The sequence below is a fragment of the Streptomyces gelaticus genome, from assembly GCF_014649535.1.
Taxonomy (GTDB): domain Bacteria; phylum Actinomycetota; class Actinomycetes; order Streptomycetales; family Streptomycetaceae; genus Streptomyces; species Streptomyces gelaticus.
Map to the genome: position 1 here is coordinate 34,770 of NZ_BMTF01000002.1, position 13,793 is coordinate 48,562.

Sequence of the window (13,793 nt, forward strand, 5' to 3'; positions counted from 1 at the left end):
GAGCCGGAGATGTGCGTACTCAGGGCCGCTCTCCCCGCTTGACCTGCGGCTTCGGGAGCCGGAGGCGACGCATCTGAAGCGTGCGCATCAGGCCGTAGGCGACCGCGCCACGCCTGGGCGTATCGGGGAAGCGCTGGTTGAGCTGCTTCCTGAGGCGGAACGAGAGGCCGACCGAGTCGATGACGATCAGCACGATCACGACGAGCCAGAGCAGCAGCGAGATGGTCTGGATGTTCTGCACCTGGATCACGCTGAGGATCAGAATGATCACGGCGAGGGGCAGGAAGAACTCCGCGATGCAGAAGCGCGAGTCCACGTAGTCGCGGACGAAGCGGCGCACCGGGCCCTTGTCGCGCGCCGGCAGATAGCGCTCGTCGCCACTGGCGAGCGCCTCACGCTGCTTGGCCAGGTCCGCCCGGCGCGCTTCGCGCTGCCGCTTCATGGCCTCCTTGCGGTCGAGCGGCGCGCCACTGGAGGCACGACGGCGCTGCGACTGGGCATCGCTGCGCTTGGGGGTGGGGCGACCCTTGGGGGCCTGCGGGTCGCGGGGCTGCTTGGAGAGGTCCGCCGTCACCTTGTTGGTGGGCGCCTTCTCTTCCTTCGAACGGCTACGGAACACAAGGCCCAAGGGTACGGGTTCGATCGCCGCGACCCCAGGCCGGCCGGGAACGATCCGGCAACGGCCCGCGTCCTGGCTGGTGTGCCGGCCTGTCCGGTACGCCCTGCGGCACCGGGCTTCCCCGACCTCCGCCTACTCCCTGGGCCGGAGTGGTGACCTGGTGCAGTCGTCCTTGGGTAGGAGCACATCCGTGCTCGAACAGTGCGGTAATAGAGGCAGGGCCCGTACTGTGGGTTCTGTTGGAGTGCTGGAGCTCAGTCCGTCAGAAGGGGGCGCGCGAAGCCCATGAGCGGTGTCATGAAGCGTATGGGGATGATCTTCCGCGCGAAGGCAAACAAGGCCCTTGACCGGGCCGAGGATCCGCGCGAGACCCTCGATTACTCGTACCAGAAGCAGCTCGAACTGCTTCAGAAGGTACGCCGCGGTGTCGCCGATGTGGCGACCTCGCGCAAGCGGCTGGAGCTGCAGCTGAACCAGTTGCAGGGGCAGTCGTCCAAGCTGGAGGACCAGGGCCGCAAGGCGCTCGCACTCGGCCGCGAGGACCTGGCCCGTGAGGCGCTGTCCCGGCGCGCCGCACTCCAGCAGCAGGTCACCGACCTGGAGACGCAGCACACCACGCTGCAGGGCGAGGAGGAGAAGCTCACCCTCGCGGCGCAGCGGCTGCAGGCCAAGGTCGATGCCTTCCGTACGAAGAAGGAGACCATCAAGGCCACCTACACCGCCGCCCAGGCGCAGACCCGGATCGGCGAGGCCTTCTCCGGTATCTCCGAGGAGATGGGCGACGTCGGCCTGGCGATCCAGCGGGCCGAGGACAAGACCCAGCAGCTGCAGGCCCGGGCCGGCGCGATCGACGAGCTGCTCGCCTCCGGTGCCCTGGACGACCCGACCGGCACGGCGAAGGACGACATCGCCGCCGAGCTGGACCGGATCTCCGGTGGTACGGATGTGGAGCTGGAGCTCCAGCGCATGAAGGCCGAGCTGGCCGGCGGCTCCACCCCGCAGCAGGCCATCGAGGGCGGCCCGCAGGATTCCGCCCAGCAGCAGTCCTCGCAGTCCCCGCACAGGTTCGACAAGAGTTGAGGCGGCGTCATGATCGTACGGATCATGGGGGAGGGCCAGGTCGCACTGGCCGACAGTCATCTCGCCGAGCTCGACGGGCTCGACGACGAACTGCTCGCCGAGGTGGAGAGAGGTGACGGACCCGGCTTCCGGGCCACTCTCCACGCGCTCCTGGCCAGGGTGCGCGAGCTCGGCACAGCACTGCCGGACGACTCCCTGGAGCCGTCGGAGCTGATCCTGCCGTCGTCCGACGCGACCCTCGAAGAGGTGCGCGCCATGCTCCGAGACGACGGTCTGATTCCCGGCTGACGCCGGTCGTTTCTCCAGCACCCGCACGAAACCCGTGCCCCGTGTCCGGTCCGCCGGACACGGGGCACGGCCGTGTCCGGGGCCTTTCGCGCGGGGACCCGGTCGGATCCCCGCGCGACACGCCGTAACGTAGCTTGCCGTGACCACCCTCGGAACCGGGGTTCTGCGCGTCCGGCACTGGCTGCGCGACCACCCCCTCGCGCTGGACGCCGCGCTGGCCCTGGCCGTGCTGGTGACCATGGTCATCGGGTCGTTCGTGCACTCGCGCCCGGGGGAGGGGCCGCCCTCCTTCGGCATCGGCCCGCCCGCGATGAGCGGCGTGCTGCTGATGGTGGCCGGTGCCGTGGCGCTCATCTGGCGGCGGCGCAATCCCATGGCGGTGCTCGCGGTCACCGCCGGGCTGACGGTCGTCGAGCTGGTGGGGTCCGATCCGCCCGCGCCCGTGGTCATGAGCACCGTCATCGCGCTGTACACCGTGGCCGCCCGCACCGACCGGCCCACCACCTGGCGGGTCGGTCTGCTGACGATGGCCGTGCTGACGGCCGCGGCGATGCTCTGCGGTCCGGCGCCCTGGTACAGCCAGGAGAAGTTCGCCGTCTTCGCCTGGACCGGCATGGCCGGTGCCGCGGGGGACGCCGTGCGCTCCAGGCGCGCCTTCGTCGACGCGATCAGGGAGCGGGCCGAACGGGCCGAACGCACCCGCGACGAGGAGGCCCGGCGGCGGGTCGCCGAGGAACGGCTGAGGATCGCCCGCGAACTCCACGACGTCGTCGCCCACCACATCGCCCTGGTCAACGTGCAGGCCGGGGTGGCCGCCCACGTCATGGACAAGCGCCCCGACCAGGCCAAGGAGGCGCTGGCCCACGTCCGGGAGGCCAGCCGCTCCGCGCTCGACGAACTGCGGGCCACCGTCGGGCTGTTGCGCCAGTCCGGCGACCCCGCGGCGCCGACCGAACCCGCGCCGGGGCTCGCCGTCCTGGACGAACTGGTCGACACCGTCCGCCGGGCCGGGCTCCCCGTCGAGCTGGCCTGCACCGACCGGCGGCCCCCGCTGCCCGCGGCCGTCGACCTGGCCGCGTACCGGGTCATCCAGGAGGCGCTGACCAATGTCCGCAAACACGCGGGCCCCGGGGCGAAGGCCGAGGTGAGCGTCGTACGCGTCGGGAGGACGGCCGAGATCACCGTGATCGACAACGGCTCCGGCGGGGGCGGCCACGACGACGCCGGCGGCGGTCACGGCCTGCTCGGTATGCGCGAACGCGTCACCGCGCTCGGCGGCACTCTCACCGCCGGGGCCCGCTACGGCGGCGGTTTCCGGGTCCATGCGATCCTGCCCGTCGAGGCCCGCACGGCGGAGTCCGGCGAACCGGGCGCGGCGGGCCGGACGGGGGAGAAGGCATGACACCGCCCATCAGGGTGCTGCTCGTCGACGACCAGGCGCTGCTGCGCAGCGCGTTCCGGGTGCTGGTCGACTCGGAGGCCGACATGGAGGTGGTCGGCGAGGCGTCGGACGGCGCGCAGGCCGTGGAGCTCGCCCGCTCGACCCGCGCCGACGTGGTGCTGATGGACATCCGGATGCCGGGTACGGACGGACTCACCGCGACCCGCATGATCAGCGCCGATCCGGAACTGGCCGGCGTACGGGTCGTCATGCTCACCACCTTCGAGGTGGACGAGTACGTGGTGCAGTCACTGCGGGCCGGGGCATCCGGCTTCCTCGGCAAGGGGGCGGAACCGGAGGAACTGCTCAACGCCATCCGTATCGCCGCGGCCGGCGAGGCGCTGCTCTCACCGGCCGCGACCAAGGGCCTGATCGCCACCTTCCTCGCGCAGGGCGGCAGTTCGGAGGGCGACGGGCCGAGCGCCGCGGAGTACTCCGAGCGGCTGGCCGCACTCACCGGCCGTGAGCGCGAGGTGCTCGTCCTGGTCGCGGGCGGCCACTCCAACGACGAGATCGCCGAGCGGCTCGTCGTCAGCCCGCTCACCGTCAAGACCCATGTGAACAGGGCGATGGCGAAGCTGGGTGCACGGGACCGCGCTCAATTGGTGGTAATTGCCTATGAATCGGGCCTGGTGCGCCCCAGGGTGGAGTGACGGGTGGAGATACGGCGTACTCCACCTGCGGTATGCGCGACATAAGAAAGCGACTCTGGGCCGACGCCCGGGCCCTTGCGGGTGGGCGATCGTATAGACGGGTCGGGGCTGTCCGCTGGTCGCCCGCCCACCTGCCGCGTAAGCCACAGAAGAGAGACCCACCCATGTCCTGGCTGTCCAGATTCAGCCTCGCGCAACGGGCCCTGATCGGACTGATCTCGATCGTCGCGCTCGTGTTCGGAGCGATCGCGATCCCGCAGCTCAAGCAGCAGCTGCTGCCCACCATCGAACTCCCGATGGTGTCGGTGCTCGCCCCCTACCAGGGTGCGTCCCCCGATGTGGTCGAGAAGCAGGTCGTCGAACCGCTCGAGAATTCCATCAAGGCCGTCGACGGCGTCACCGGCACCACCTCGACCGCCAGCGAGGGCAGCGCCGTCATCATGGCCTCCTTCGACTTCGGCAGCGAGGGCACCAAGCAGCTCGTCGCCGACATCCAGCAGGCGGTGAACCGCGCCCGCGCCCAGCTTCCCGACGACGTCGACCCGCAGGTCATCGCCGGCTCGACCGACGACATCCCGGCCGTCGTCCTCGCCGTCACCTCCGACAAGGACCAGCAGGCGCTCGCCGACCAGCTGGAGCGCACCGTCGTCCCCGCGCTGGAGGACATCGACGGCGTCGGTCAGGTCAGCATCGACGGTGTGCAGGACCTCCAGGTCTCCGTCACCCCCAACGACAAGAAGCTCGCCGCCGCGGGGCTGAACGCCATGACGCTCTCCCAGGCGCTCCAGGCGGGCGGCGCGACCGTCCCCGCCGGTTCCTTCTCCGAATCGGGCAAGAGCCGCACCGTCCAGGTCGGCGGCGCCTTCACCTCCCTGAAGCAGATCGAGGACCTGCGGGTCACCGGCCAGGACCCGGCCACGGGCAAGCCGGGCGAGGCGGTCCGCGTCGGTGACGTCGCCACGGTGAAGCAGGAGCCGTCCACCGCGGTCTCCATCACCCGCACCAACGGCAAGCCCAGCCTCGCCGTGATGGCCACGATGGACAAGGACGGCAGCGCCGTCGCCATCTCGGACGCGGTCAAGGACAAGCTCCCCGACCTCCGCAAGGACCTCGGGGCCGGCGCCGAACTGACCGTCGTCTCCGACCAGGGCCCCGCCGTCTCCAAGGCGATCTCAGGTCTGACCACCGAGGGCGCGCTCGGTCTGCTCTTCGCGGTCATCGTGATCCTGGTCTTCCTCGCGTCGCTGCGCTCGACCCTGGTCACCGCGGTCTCCATCCCGCTCTCCGTGGTCCTCGCGCTGATCGTGCTCTGGACCCGCGACCTCTCGCTCAACATGCTCACGCTGGGCGCACTGACCATCGCGATCGGCCGCGTCGTCGACGACTCGATCGTGGTCCTGGAGAACATCAAGCGTCACCTCGGCTACGGCGAGGAGCGCCAGTCGGCGATCATCACCGCGGTGAAGGAAGTGGCCGGCGCGGTCACCTCCTCGACCCTCACCACGGTCGCAGTCTTCCTGCCGATCGGTCTCGTCGGCGGCATGGTCGGCGAGCTCTTCGGCTCCTTCTCGCTGACCGTCACCGCGGCTCTGCTGGCCTCCCTGCTGGTCTCGCTGACCGTCGTCCCCGTCCTGTCCTACTGGTTCCTGCGCGCCCCGAAGGGCAGCACCGAGAACCCGGACGAGGCCCGCCGCAAGGCCGAGGAGAAGGAAGCCCGCAGCCGGCTCCAGCGGCTGTACGTCCCGGTGCTGGGCTTCGCTACCCGGCGCCGTATCACCAGCATCGTCATCGCCGTCGTCGTGTTCCTGGGCACCTTCGGCATGGCCCCGCTGCTGAAGACCAACTTCTTCGACCAGGGCGAGCAGGAAGTCCTCTCCATCAAGCAGGAGCTGACCCCCGGCACCAGCCTGGCGGCCGCCGACAAGGCGGCCAAGAAGGTCGAGAAGGTCCTCGCCGACGACAAGGGCGTCAAGGACTACCAGGTCACCGTCGGCTCGTCCGGCTTCATGGCGGCCTTCGGCGGCGGTACGGGCGCCAACCAGGCCTCGTACCAGGTCACCCTGAAGGACTCGGGCGACTTCGACGCCACGCAGGAGCGCATCGACACGGCGCTCGGCAAGCTCGACGGCATCGGTGACACCACCATCTCCGCGGGCGACGGCTTCGGCAGCCAGGACCTCAGCGTCGTGGTCAAGGCCGCCGACGCGGACGTGCTGAAGAAGGCGTCCGAGAAGGTGCGGGCCGAGGTCGCCGGAATCAAGGACGTCACCGACGTCCAGAGCGACCTCGCGCAGAGTGTCCCGCGGATCTCGGTCAAGGCCACGCCCAAGGCCGCGGAGGCCGGCTTCGACCAGGCCACGCTCGGCGCGGCCGTGGCCGGAGCGGTGCGCGGCACCCCGTCCGGCAAGGCGGTCATGGACGACACCGAGCGGGACGTCGTCATCACCTCCGCCCACCCGGCCACCACCATGGCCGAGCTGAAGAACCTTCCCCTCGGCCCGGTCAGGCTCGGACAGATCGCCGACGTCGAACTGGTCCCCGGACCGGTCTCGATGACCCGGATCGACGGCCAGCGCGCCGCGACCATCACCGCGAAGCCCATGGGTGACAACACCGGTGCGGTCAGCGCCTCGCTCCAGACGAAGATCAACGCCCTGGACCTCCCGGACGGCGCCACCGCCACCATCGGCGGTGTCTCCGAGGACCAGAACGACGCCTTCCTGAAGCTCGGCCTGGCGATGCTGGCCGCGATCGCGATCGTCTTCATGCTGCTGGTGGCGACCTTCAAGTCGCTGGTCCAGCCGCTGATCCTGCTGGTCTCCATCCCGTTCGCGGCCACCGGCGCGATCGGCCTGCTCGTCGTCACCGGCACCCCGATGGGTGTCCCGGCGATGATCGGCATGCTGATGCTGATCGGCATCGTGGTGACCAACGCGATCGTGCTGATCGACCTGATCAACCAGTACCGGGCCCAGGGCATGGGCGTCGTCGAAGCGGTCGTCGAGGGCGGCCGCCACCGGCTGCGCCCGATCCTGATGACCGCACTCGCGACGATCTTCGCCCTGCTCCCGATGGCACTCGGCGTCACCGGCGAGGGCGGCTTCATCTCGCAGCCGCTCGCGGTGGTCGTGATCGGCGGCCTGGTCACCTCGACGCTGCTCACCCTGCTCCTGGTGCCGACGCTCTACGCGATGGTGGAGCTCCGCAAGGAGCGCCGCGCGAAGAAGAAGGCGGTCAAGCGGGCGAAGAAGGCGGGGCAGCCCGCCCCGGCCGAGCAGGCGCAGACCGCCTCCGACGAGGAGCCGGAGCCCGCGAAGGCCTGACGCGCCGGGCATACCGCAGGGCAGGAAAACAGAGGCCCCGGCACCGTTCTCCAACGGTGCCGGGGCCTTTGGCCGTGCACGCCGCCGTTACGGCAGCGCCAGCATCCGCTCCAGGGCGAGCTTCGCGTACTTCTCCGTCTCCGGGTCGACCTCGATCCGGTTGACCGGATTGCCGTCGGCCAGCGACTCCAGCGCCCACACCAGGTGCGGCAGGTCGATGCGGTTCATCGTCGAGCAGAAGCAGACCGTCTTGTCGAGGAAGACGATCTCCTTGTCCTCGGCCGCGAACCGGTTCGCCAGGCGGCGCACCAGGTTCAGCTCGGTGCCGATCGCCCACTTCGAGCCGGCCGGGGCCGCTTCCAGGGCCTTGATGATGTACTCCGTCGAGCCGACGTAGTCCGCCGCCGCCACGACCTCGTGCTTGCACTCGGGGTGCACCAGGACGTTGACGCCCGGTATCCGCTCGCGGACGTCGTTGACGGACTCGACCGAGAAGCGGCCGTGCACCGAGCAGTGCCCGCGCCACAGGATCATCTTCGCGTTCCGCAACTCCTCGGCGGTCAGGCCGCCGCCCGGCTTGTGCGGGTTGTACAGGACGCAGTCCTCCAGCGACATCCCCATGTCCCGGACCGCGGTGTTCCGGCCCAGGTGCTGGTCGGGCAGGAAGAGGACCTTCTCGCCCTGCTCGAAGGCCCACTCCAGCGCCCGCTTCGCATTGGACGAGGTGCAGATCGTGCCGCCGTGCCTGCCGGTGAAGGCCTTGATGTCGGCGGAGGAGTTCATGTACGAGACCGGCACGACCTGCTCGGCGACCCCGGCCTCGGTCAGCACGTCCCAGCACTCGGCGACCTGCTCGGCGGTGGCCATGTCGGCCATGGAGCAGCCCGCGGCCAGGTCCGGCAGCACGACCTTCTGGTCGTCGGCGGTCAGGATGTCCGCGGACTCGGCCATGAAGTGCACGCCGCAGAAGACGATGTACTCGGCCTCCGGCCGCGCGGCCGCGTCCCGGGCGAGCTTGAACGAGTCGCCGGTGACATCGGCGAACTGGATGACCTCGTCGCGCTGGTAGTGGTGGCCGAGGACGAACACCTTGTCCCCGAGCTTCTCCTTGGCCGCGCGGGCACGCTCCACCAGGTCCGGGTCGGACGGGGCTGGCAGGTCGCCGGGGCACTCGACGCCGCGCTCGCTCCTCGGGTCGGCCTCACGGCCGAGCAGGAGCAGGGCGAGGGGCGTCGGCTGGACGTCGAGATCCTGGACGGGGTGGGCCGTGGTCACGTCACGCACCCTTTCTTCTCTGCTGAAAGCTTCTGCGAAAGCCTTTTCGTCTAATTGACGCTATCTATCATATCCGGTTCACGTCACTTTGACGATGGCCATAGTGTCGATGTGACGCATCCCCCGGGCCGACCGGTGTGCGAGCATGAATGGAACAGGCAAGCGCTCGGCCCGGAATGATTCCGCGGTCCCGACGGTTGCAACGTCGGCAAGCAGTCTCCGTACAACCCGGGAGAGAAGCAGATGTCCGTATCGGACGAGACCACCACCGTGAGCGACGGCATCCTCCTGTCCGACGCCGCCGCAGCCAAGGTCAAGAGCCTGCTGGAGCAGGAAGGCCGTGACGACCTGGCGCTGCGCGTCGCCGTTCAGCCCGGCGGCTGCTCGGGCCTGCGCTACCAGCTCTTCTTCGACGAGCGTTCGCTCGACGGTGACGTCGTGAAGGACTTCGACGGCGTGAAGGTCGTCACCGACCGGATGAGCGCTCCGTACCTGGGCGGCGCCTCCATCGACTTCGTCGACACCATCGAGAAGCAGGGCTTCACGATCGACAACCCCAACGCCACGGGCTCCTGCGCCTGCGGCGACTCCTTCAGCTGAGCCCTGAAGGCGGCGCGCACGCCCGAGGGTGCCGCGCCGGAACGGCACGACGGCGGCGGCCCGGATTCCGGGCCGCCGCCGTCGTGTCCGAGGGGCCGGCGCTCAGCCGCGGGGCACGTCACCGCCCGACCCCGCGTCGACCACCGTCCGGTCGCCGAGCGGCGCGTCGAGCGTCACCGTGCGGGTCAGCTCCTCGGCGATCATGATGCAGGTCTTCTTCCCGGGCTGCTTCGACTCCGTCACCTTCACGGCCACCCGGTCCGGGCCCTCGGTCGCGCTCGCGGCGTACGTACTGCACACCCCGCCCCAGAACGTCACCGACAGGGTCCGTCCGTCGGTGCGGTACGACAGCGGCTGCGGCCCGGACTTCTCCGGGTTCCCCGGGGGAGTCGTGGGGGCCGGTGTGGGAACGGTGGCCGAGGGCGCGTTCTGCGCCAGGTACGAGGGGGCCACGGCGACCTGGGGGACCGTGGTGCCCCGGCCGTCGGCGGCCGGCCGCACGGAGAAGAGCCAGGACGGTACGAGCGTCTGCTTGCCCGCCACGTACTGCGCCGCCAGGCCGAACACCGCCTTCTCGACCGTCACCGTCGTCGTCGGCCGCTCCGCCCCGGCCGGCGCCCCGCAGCGGACCCCCGGCGTTTTCCGGCCTTCGTCCAGCGGTACGGGGGAGGCGCATCCGCCGATGTCCGCGCGCGTGTGCGCGCCGGGCGCCGAACCGTTCAGCTGCTTCAGCGCCTCGGCCGCGCTGATCACCGGATAGCTGTCGCCCTTCTCCAGGCCCTTCAACTGCCCGCTTCCACCGACCACTTCGCCGTCCGGGCCCACCTGGATCCCGGTCGACCAGCCGTACGTGGGAAGGCCGTCCACCTTCGGGTCGGCGTTCACCACCCGTACCGATCCCATGAGTTGACGGCTGTCCAGCGCGGCGCCGTCCTGCCCCGCCGCCTTCAGTACCGGTGTCGCGGCGGCCCTGGCGGCGCTCTCGCTCACCGGGGAACCGCTGCCGGCCGGAGCCGGGTTCCCGCCCGAACAGACCGTCTTCTTCTGGCAGTTGTCCGTACCGCCGGAGCCGTACCGGGCGAAGCTCCAGGTGCCCGGGGCCTGCTTCTCCACCCGCAGGACCGGGCCCGAACCGTCGCCGTCGGAACCCACCTTCCAGTACGTGCCCTCCGCCTGCGGCGTGCCCGCAAGGCCCAGCGCCTTCGCCAGCCGGGCCACCTCGGCCGCGGAGACGGTCCCCTCCGCGCGCTGCACGGCGGCCGTGCGCGGCCCCTCGGGCAGCTTGCCGGAGACGCGGTAGACCACCCGGCCGCCGTTCGGGTCGGGCTCGCCCGGCGCAATGCCCCGGGAGGGCGCCTCGGGCGTCGTGGCAGCGCCCGCCCGCCCGTCCAGGGCCAGCGGGGGCGGGGCGGGCTGCCCGTCGCTCTCCGTGCTGCCGCCGGACCTGCCGTCGCCGTCCGCCGCGGTCGCGGCCCAGTACGCGCCGCCGCCACCGGCCAGCAGCACGGCTGCCGCCACCGAGGCCACGGCGAGCGGCGAACGCCGCCGGGGACCGGTCACGTCGTTGTCGGGTCGCTCGGTGCTCACCGGATCGCTCCTTCGCCTGCATTGCCGTCACATGCCGTCGCCCGGCCTGTCCGTCCGCCCCCGGGAACGGGGACGACGGTGTGACGGGGCAGCGGCACGCACGGTTCCCGGCACGCTTTCCATGCGGTTTCCGTGCGGGGCGTCAGGAGCGACCGGTACCGGGCTTCGCCGCCTCTCAGTCGCCGTAGTCGGACATGGCGTCGACCAGCCGGGCGGAGGCGGGGGGCACGGTGACCCCGTGAATCCGGGACGGCTCGACCGGAACGGGGGCAGACTTCGTGGGGGCCACCCAGTGCGGAGCCATCCGGGCGCAGTCCCCGCGCAGCTCGGCCAGGCTGATCTCGGACTCGCGCGTGGCGATGTTGTTCGACATATCCGCACCGTAGGCACCACGGGCACCAGGAAGAAAGCCCTACTATCGGGTAGTTTCCCCCTTCAGGGCGGGTCCGGGGAACCGGTAGCGTGAACTGTCACGCCGCCCCGGGAACACAGCCACCCGTTCCCCCCGATCTCCGCAGGAGCAGTCTCCCCGTGCGAATCGCAGTCACCGGCTCCATCGCCACCGATCACCTCATGACCTTCCCCGGCCGTTTCGCCGACCAGCTGGTCGCGGATCAGCTGCACACGGTCTCGCTCTCCTTCCTGGTCGACAATCTCGACGTGCGCCGGGGCGGTGTCGCCGCCAACATCTGCTTCGGCATGGGTCTGCTGGGCACGAGGCCGATCCTGGTCGGTGCCGCCGGCTCCGACTTCGACGAGTACCGCGCCTGGCTCGACCGCCACGGAGTCGACACCGGCTCGGTCCGCATCTCCGAGGTCCTGCACACCGCCCGCTTCGTCTGCACGACGGATGCCGACCACAACCAGATCGGCTCCTTCTACACCGGCGCGATGAGCGAGGCCCGGCTCATCGAGCTCAAGGCCGTCGCCGACCGGGTCGGCGGCCTCGACCTGGTCTCGATCGGTGCCGACGACCCCGAGGGGATGCTGCGCCACACGGAGGAGTGCCGCTCCCGGGGCATCCCGTTCGCCGCCGACTTCTCGCAGCAGATCGCCCGGATGGACGGCGACGAGATCCGGATCCTCCTGGACGGCGCCACGTACCTCTTCTCCAACGAGTACGAGAAGGGGCTCATCGAGTCCAAGACCGGCTGGAGCGACGAGGAGATCCTGGCCAGGGTCGGCCACCGGGTCACCACCCTCGGCGCCCGCGGCGTGCGCATCGAGCGCGCCGGCCAGGAGCCGATCGAGGTCGGCTGCCCGGAGGAGGAGATCAAGGCCGACCCGACCGGCGTCGGCGACGCCTTCCGGGCCGGATTCCTCTCCGGGCTCGCCTGGGGCGTCGGCCTGGAGCGCGCCGCCCAGGTCGGCTGCATGCTGGCCACCCTGGTCATCGAGACGGTCGGTACCCAGGAGTACACCCTGCGCCGCGCCCACTTCATGGACCGCTTCACCAAGGCGTACGGCCACGACGCCGCCGCCGAGGTCCACACGCACCTGGGCTGAGCCCGCGAAGGGGCTCAGACGAGCCGGCGGACCACATAGGCCGAGCCACGGTCCGCCGGCTCCTCACCCACGTACTCCTGCTCGCGCATCGCGCACCAGGCCGGGATGTCCAGGCGCGCCGCCTCGTCGTCGGAGAGCACCGTCACCGTCCCGCCCAGCGGCACGTCCCCGATCACCTTCGCGAGCTCGATCACCGGGACCGGGCAGCGCTTCCCGAGCGCGTCGACCACCAGGGACGCGGCCGGGGCGGTCTTCCGGGGCGCGGAGACGGGCGCGCCCAGCCGCTGCCTCATCTCCGCCACCACCCGGGGGAGCACCTCCAGGAAACGGTCGACGTCCTGTTCGGCGGTGCCGTTCGGCAGCGACACCCGTACGTTCCCCTCCGACAGCACCCCCATGGCCCTGAGCACATGGCTCGGTGTCAGCGTGCTGCTGGTGCAGGAGGAGCCGGACGACACGGAGAACCCCGCCCGGTCCAGCTCGTGCAGCAATGTCTCCCCGTCGACATAGAGACAGGAGAAGGTCACCAGATGCGGCAGCCGCCGCACCGGGTCGCCGACCACCTCCACATCGGGCACCAGCTCCGGCACCGAGGCCCTGATGCGGTCCACCAGGGCCCGCAGCCGTACGGACTCCGCCGCGGCCTCGGCCCGCACCGCCCGCAGCGACGCCGCCGCCGCGACGACGGCCGGAATGTTCTCGAACCCCGCGGCCCGCCCCGACTCGCGCTCGTCGGCCGGTCCCTGAACGGCGAACCGCACCCCCTTGCGCACCGCCAGCAGCCCGACGCCCGAGGGCCCGCCCCACTTGTGGGCGCTGCCCGTCAGCAGCGACCAGCCGTCCGGCACCGGCTCCCGGCCCAGCGACTGCGCGGCGTCCACCAGCAGCGGCACCCCGGCCGCCCGGCACAGCTCCGCCACGGCGGCCACCGGCTGCTCGGTGCCGACCTCGTGGTTGGCGGACTGGAGACATGCCAGCGCGGTGTCCTCGCGCAGCGCGTCCGCGTACCCCGCCGCGCTCACCGCCCCCGTCCGGTCCACCGGGACCTCAAAGACCGATCCGCCCTGGGCCTCATGGGCGGCCGCCGAATGGAGCACCGACGAGTGTTCGACCGCGGAGACGACCAGGTGGCGGCCGGCACGACGGCGTCCCGCGAGAGCGCCGGAGATTCCCGAGTGGACCGCCCGGGTCCCCGAAGGAGTGAATGTGAGCTCGTCCGGGCGGCAGCCGACGGCCTCGGCGGCGGCCTCCCGGGCGGCGTCCAGCAGCAGCCGGGCTCGCCGCCCCTCGCGGTAGAGCCTGGACGGGTCGGCCCAGCCCTCGTCCAGCGCGGCAAGCAGAGCCTGGCGTGCGACGGGGTGCAGGGGAGCGGCGGATGCGGTGTCGAAGTAGGGCACGCGGCCACGCTAGCCCGCGCCGGG

12 protein-coding genes are annotated in these 13,793 nt (G+C 71.0%); 7 read left to right on the plus strand and 5 right to left on the minus strand.

All coding sequences use genetic code 11. From position 1 onward, the window contains the following. Positions 1–19 precede the first annotated feature (19 nt). Complete coding sequence (locus IE107_RS02855; protein ID WP_189540666.1) at positions 20–619, minus strand: DUF3043 domain-containing protein; 600 nt, start codon at positions 617–619, stop codon at positions 20–22. A 297-nt stretch (positions 620–916) separates the two neighbouring features. Between IE107_RS02855 and IE107_RS02860 the strand changes: the two genes are divergently transcribed. The 5 genes from IE107_RS02860 (at position 917) to IE107_RS02880 (ending at position 7,404) form a co-directional block, all read left to right on the plus strand. Then, complete coding sequence (locus IE107_RS02860) at positions 917–1,699, plus strand: PspA/IM30 family protein (RefSeq protein WP_189540668.1); 783 nt, start codon at positions 917–919, stop codon at positions 1,697–1,699. 9 nt (positions 1,700–1,708) lie between these two features. After that, positions 1,709–1,987: a PspA-associated protein PspAA gene (pspAA, locus tag IE107_RS02865; protein WP_189540670.1), complete on the plus strand. Its 279-nt coding sequence runs from the start codon at positions 1,709–1,711 to the stop codon at positions 1,985–1,987. Between the two features lie 139 nt (positions 1,988–2,126). Continuing rightward, positions 2,127–3,389 carry a sensor histidine kinase gene (locus IE107_RS02870; RefSeq protein ID WP_189540671.1) on the plus strand — a complete coding sequence of 421 codons (1,263 nt, stop codon included), beginning with the start codon at positions 2,127–2,129 and terminating at the stop codon, positions 3,387–3,389. Then, positions 3,386–4,081, plus strand: coding sequence for a response regulator (locus IE107_RS02875; RefSeq protein WP_189540673.1), 696 nt, complete (start codon positions 3,386–3,388; stop codon positions 4,079–4,081). Before IE107_RS02870 ends, IE107_RS02875 begins: the two co-directional genes overlap by 4 nt. A 164-nt stretch (positions 4,082–4,245) precedes the next feature. Then, positions 4,246–7,404 carry an efflux RND transporter permease subunit gene (locus IE107_RS02880; RefSeq protein WP_189540675.1) on the plus strand — a complete coding sequence of 1,053 codons (3,159 nt, stop codon included), beginning with the start codon at positions 4,246–4,248 and terminating at the stop codon, positions 7,402–7,404. Positions 7,405–7,491: 87 nt separating this feature from the next. Here the strand turns inward: IE107_RS02880 and nadA are convergent, their stop codons facing one another. Continuing rightward, complete coding sequence (gene nadA, locus IE107_RS02885; RefSeq protein WP_189540677.1) at positions 7,492–8,688, minus strand: quinolinate synthase NadA; 1,197 nt, start codon at positions 8,686–8,688, stop codon at positions 7,492–7,494. Positions 8,689–8,922: 234 nt separating this feature from the next. Here nadA and erpA point away from each other — a divergent pair, with 234 nt between their 5' ends. Next, a complete protein-coding gene (gene erpA, locus IE107_RS02890; protein WP_189540679.1) occupies positions 8,923–9,279 on the plus strand; it encodes an iron-sulfur cluster insertion protein ErpA in 357 nt (118 codons plus the stop codon). 102 nt (positions 9,280–9,381) lie between these two features. On the opposite strand, the gene IE107_RS02895 is transcribed toward erpA, so the two are convergent. Further along, positions 9,382–10,866 (minus strand): hypothetical protein, encoded by a 1,485-nt coding sequence (locus IE107_RS02895; RefSeq protein WP_189540680.1) that lies wholly within the window; start codon positions 10,864–10,866, stop codon positions 9,382–9,384. A 175-nt stretch (positions 10,867–11,041) separates the two neighbouring features. Beyond that, positions 11,042–11,239, minus strand: coding sequence for a hypothetical protein (locus IE107_RS02900; RefSeq protein WP_189540682.1), 198 nt, complete (start codon positions 11,237–11,239; stop codon positions 11,042–11,044). A gap of 158 nt (positions 11,240–11,397) precedes the next feature. On the opposite strand from IE107_RS02900, the gene IE107_RS02905 reads away from it, so the two are divergent. Further along, positions 11,398–12,372 (plus strand): carbohydrate kinase family protein, encoded by a 975-nt coding sequence (locus IE107_RS02905; RefSeq protein WP_189540684.1) that lies wholly within the window; start codon positions 11,398–11,400, stop codon positions 12,370–12,372. A gap of 14 nt (positions 12,373–12,386) precedes the next feature. On the opposite strand, the gene IE107_RS02910 is transcribed toward IE107_RS02905, so the two are convergent. Beyond that, entirely contained in the window at positions 12,387–13,769 is a 1,383-nt protein-coding gene (locus IE107_RS02910) for a cysteine desulfurase/sulfurtransferase TusA family protein (RefSeq protein ID WP_189540687.1), read from the minus strand. Between the last annotated feature and the right edge of the window lie 24 nt (positions 13,770–13,793).

Excerpts from the sequence above, each read along its gene's own strand:
- IE107_RS02860 (WP_189540668.1), top strand. The coding sequence starts at position 917 with ATGAAGCGTATGGGGATGATCTTCCGCGCGAAGGCAAACAAGGCCCTT.
- pspAA (WP_189540670.1), top strand. The coding sequence starts at position 1,709 with ATGATCGTACGGATCATGGGGGAGGGCCAGGTCGCACTGGCCGACAGT.
- IE107_RS02875 (WP_189540673.1), top strand. The coding sequence starts at position 3,386 with ATGACACCGCCCATCAGGGTGCTGCTCGTCGACGACCAGGCGCTGCTG.
- IE107_RS02880 (WP_189540675.1), top strand. The coding sequence starts at position 4,246 with ATGTCCTGGCTGTCCAGATTCAGCCTCGCGCAACGGGCCCTGATCGGA.
- erpA (WP_189540679.1), top strand. The coding sequence starts at position 8,923 with ATGTCCGTATCGGACGAGACCACCACCGTGAGCGACGGCATCCTCCTG.
- IE107_RS02900 (WP_189540682.1), bottom strand. The coding sequence starts at position 11,239 with ATGTCGAACAACATCGCCACGCGCGAGTCCGAGATCAGCCTGGCCGAG.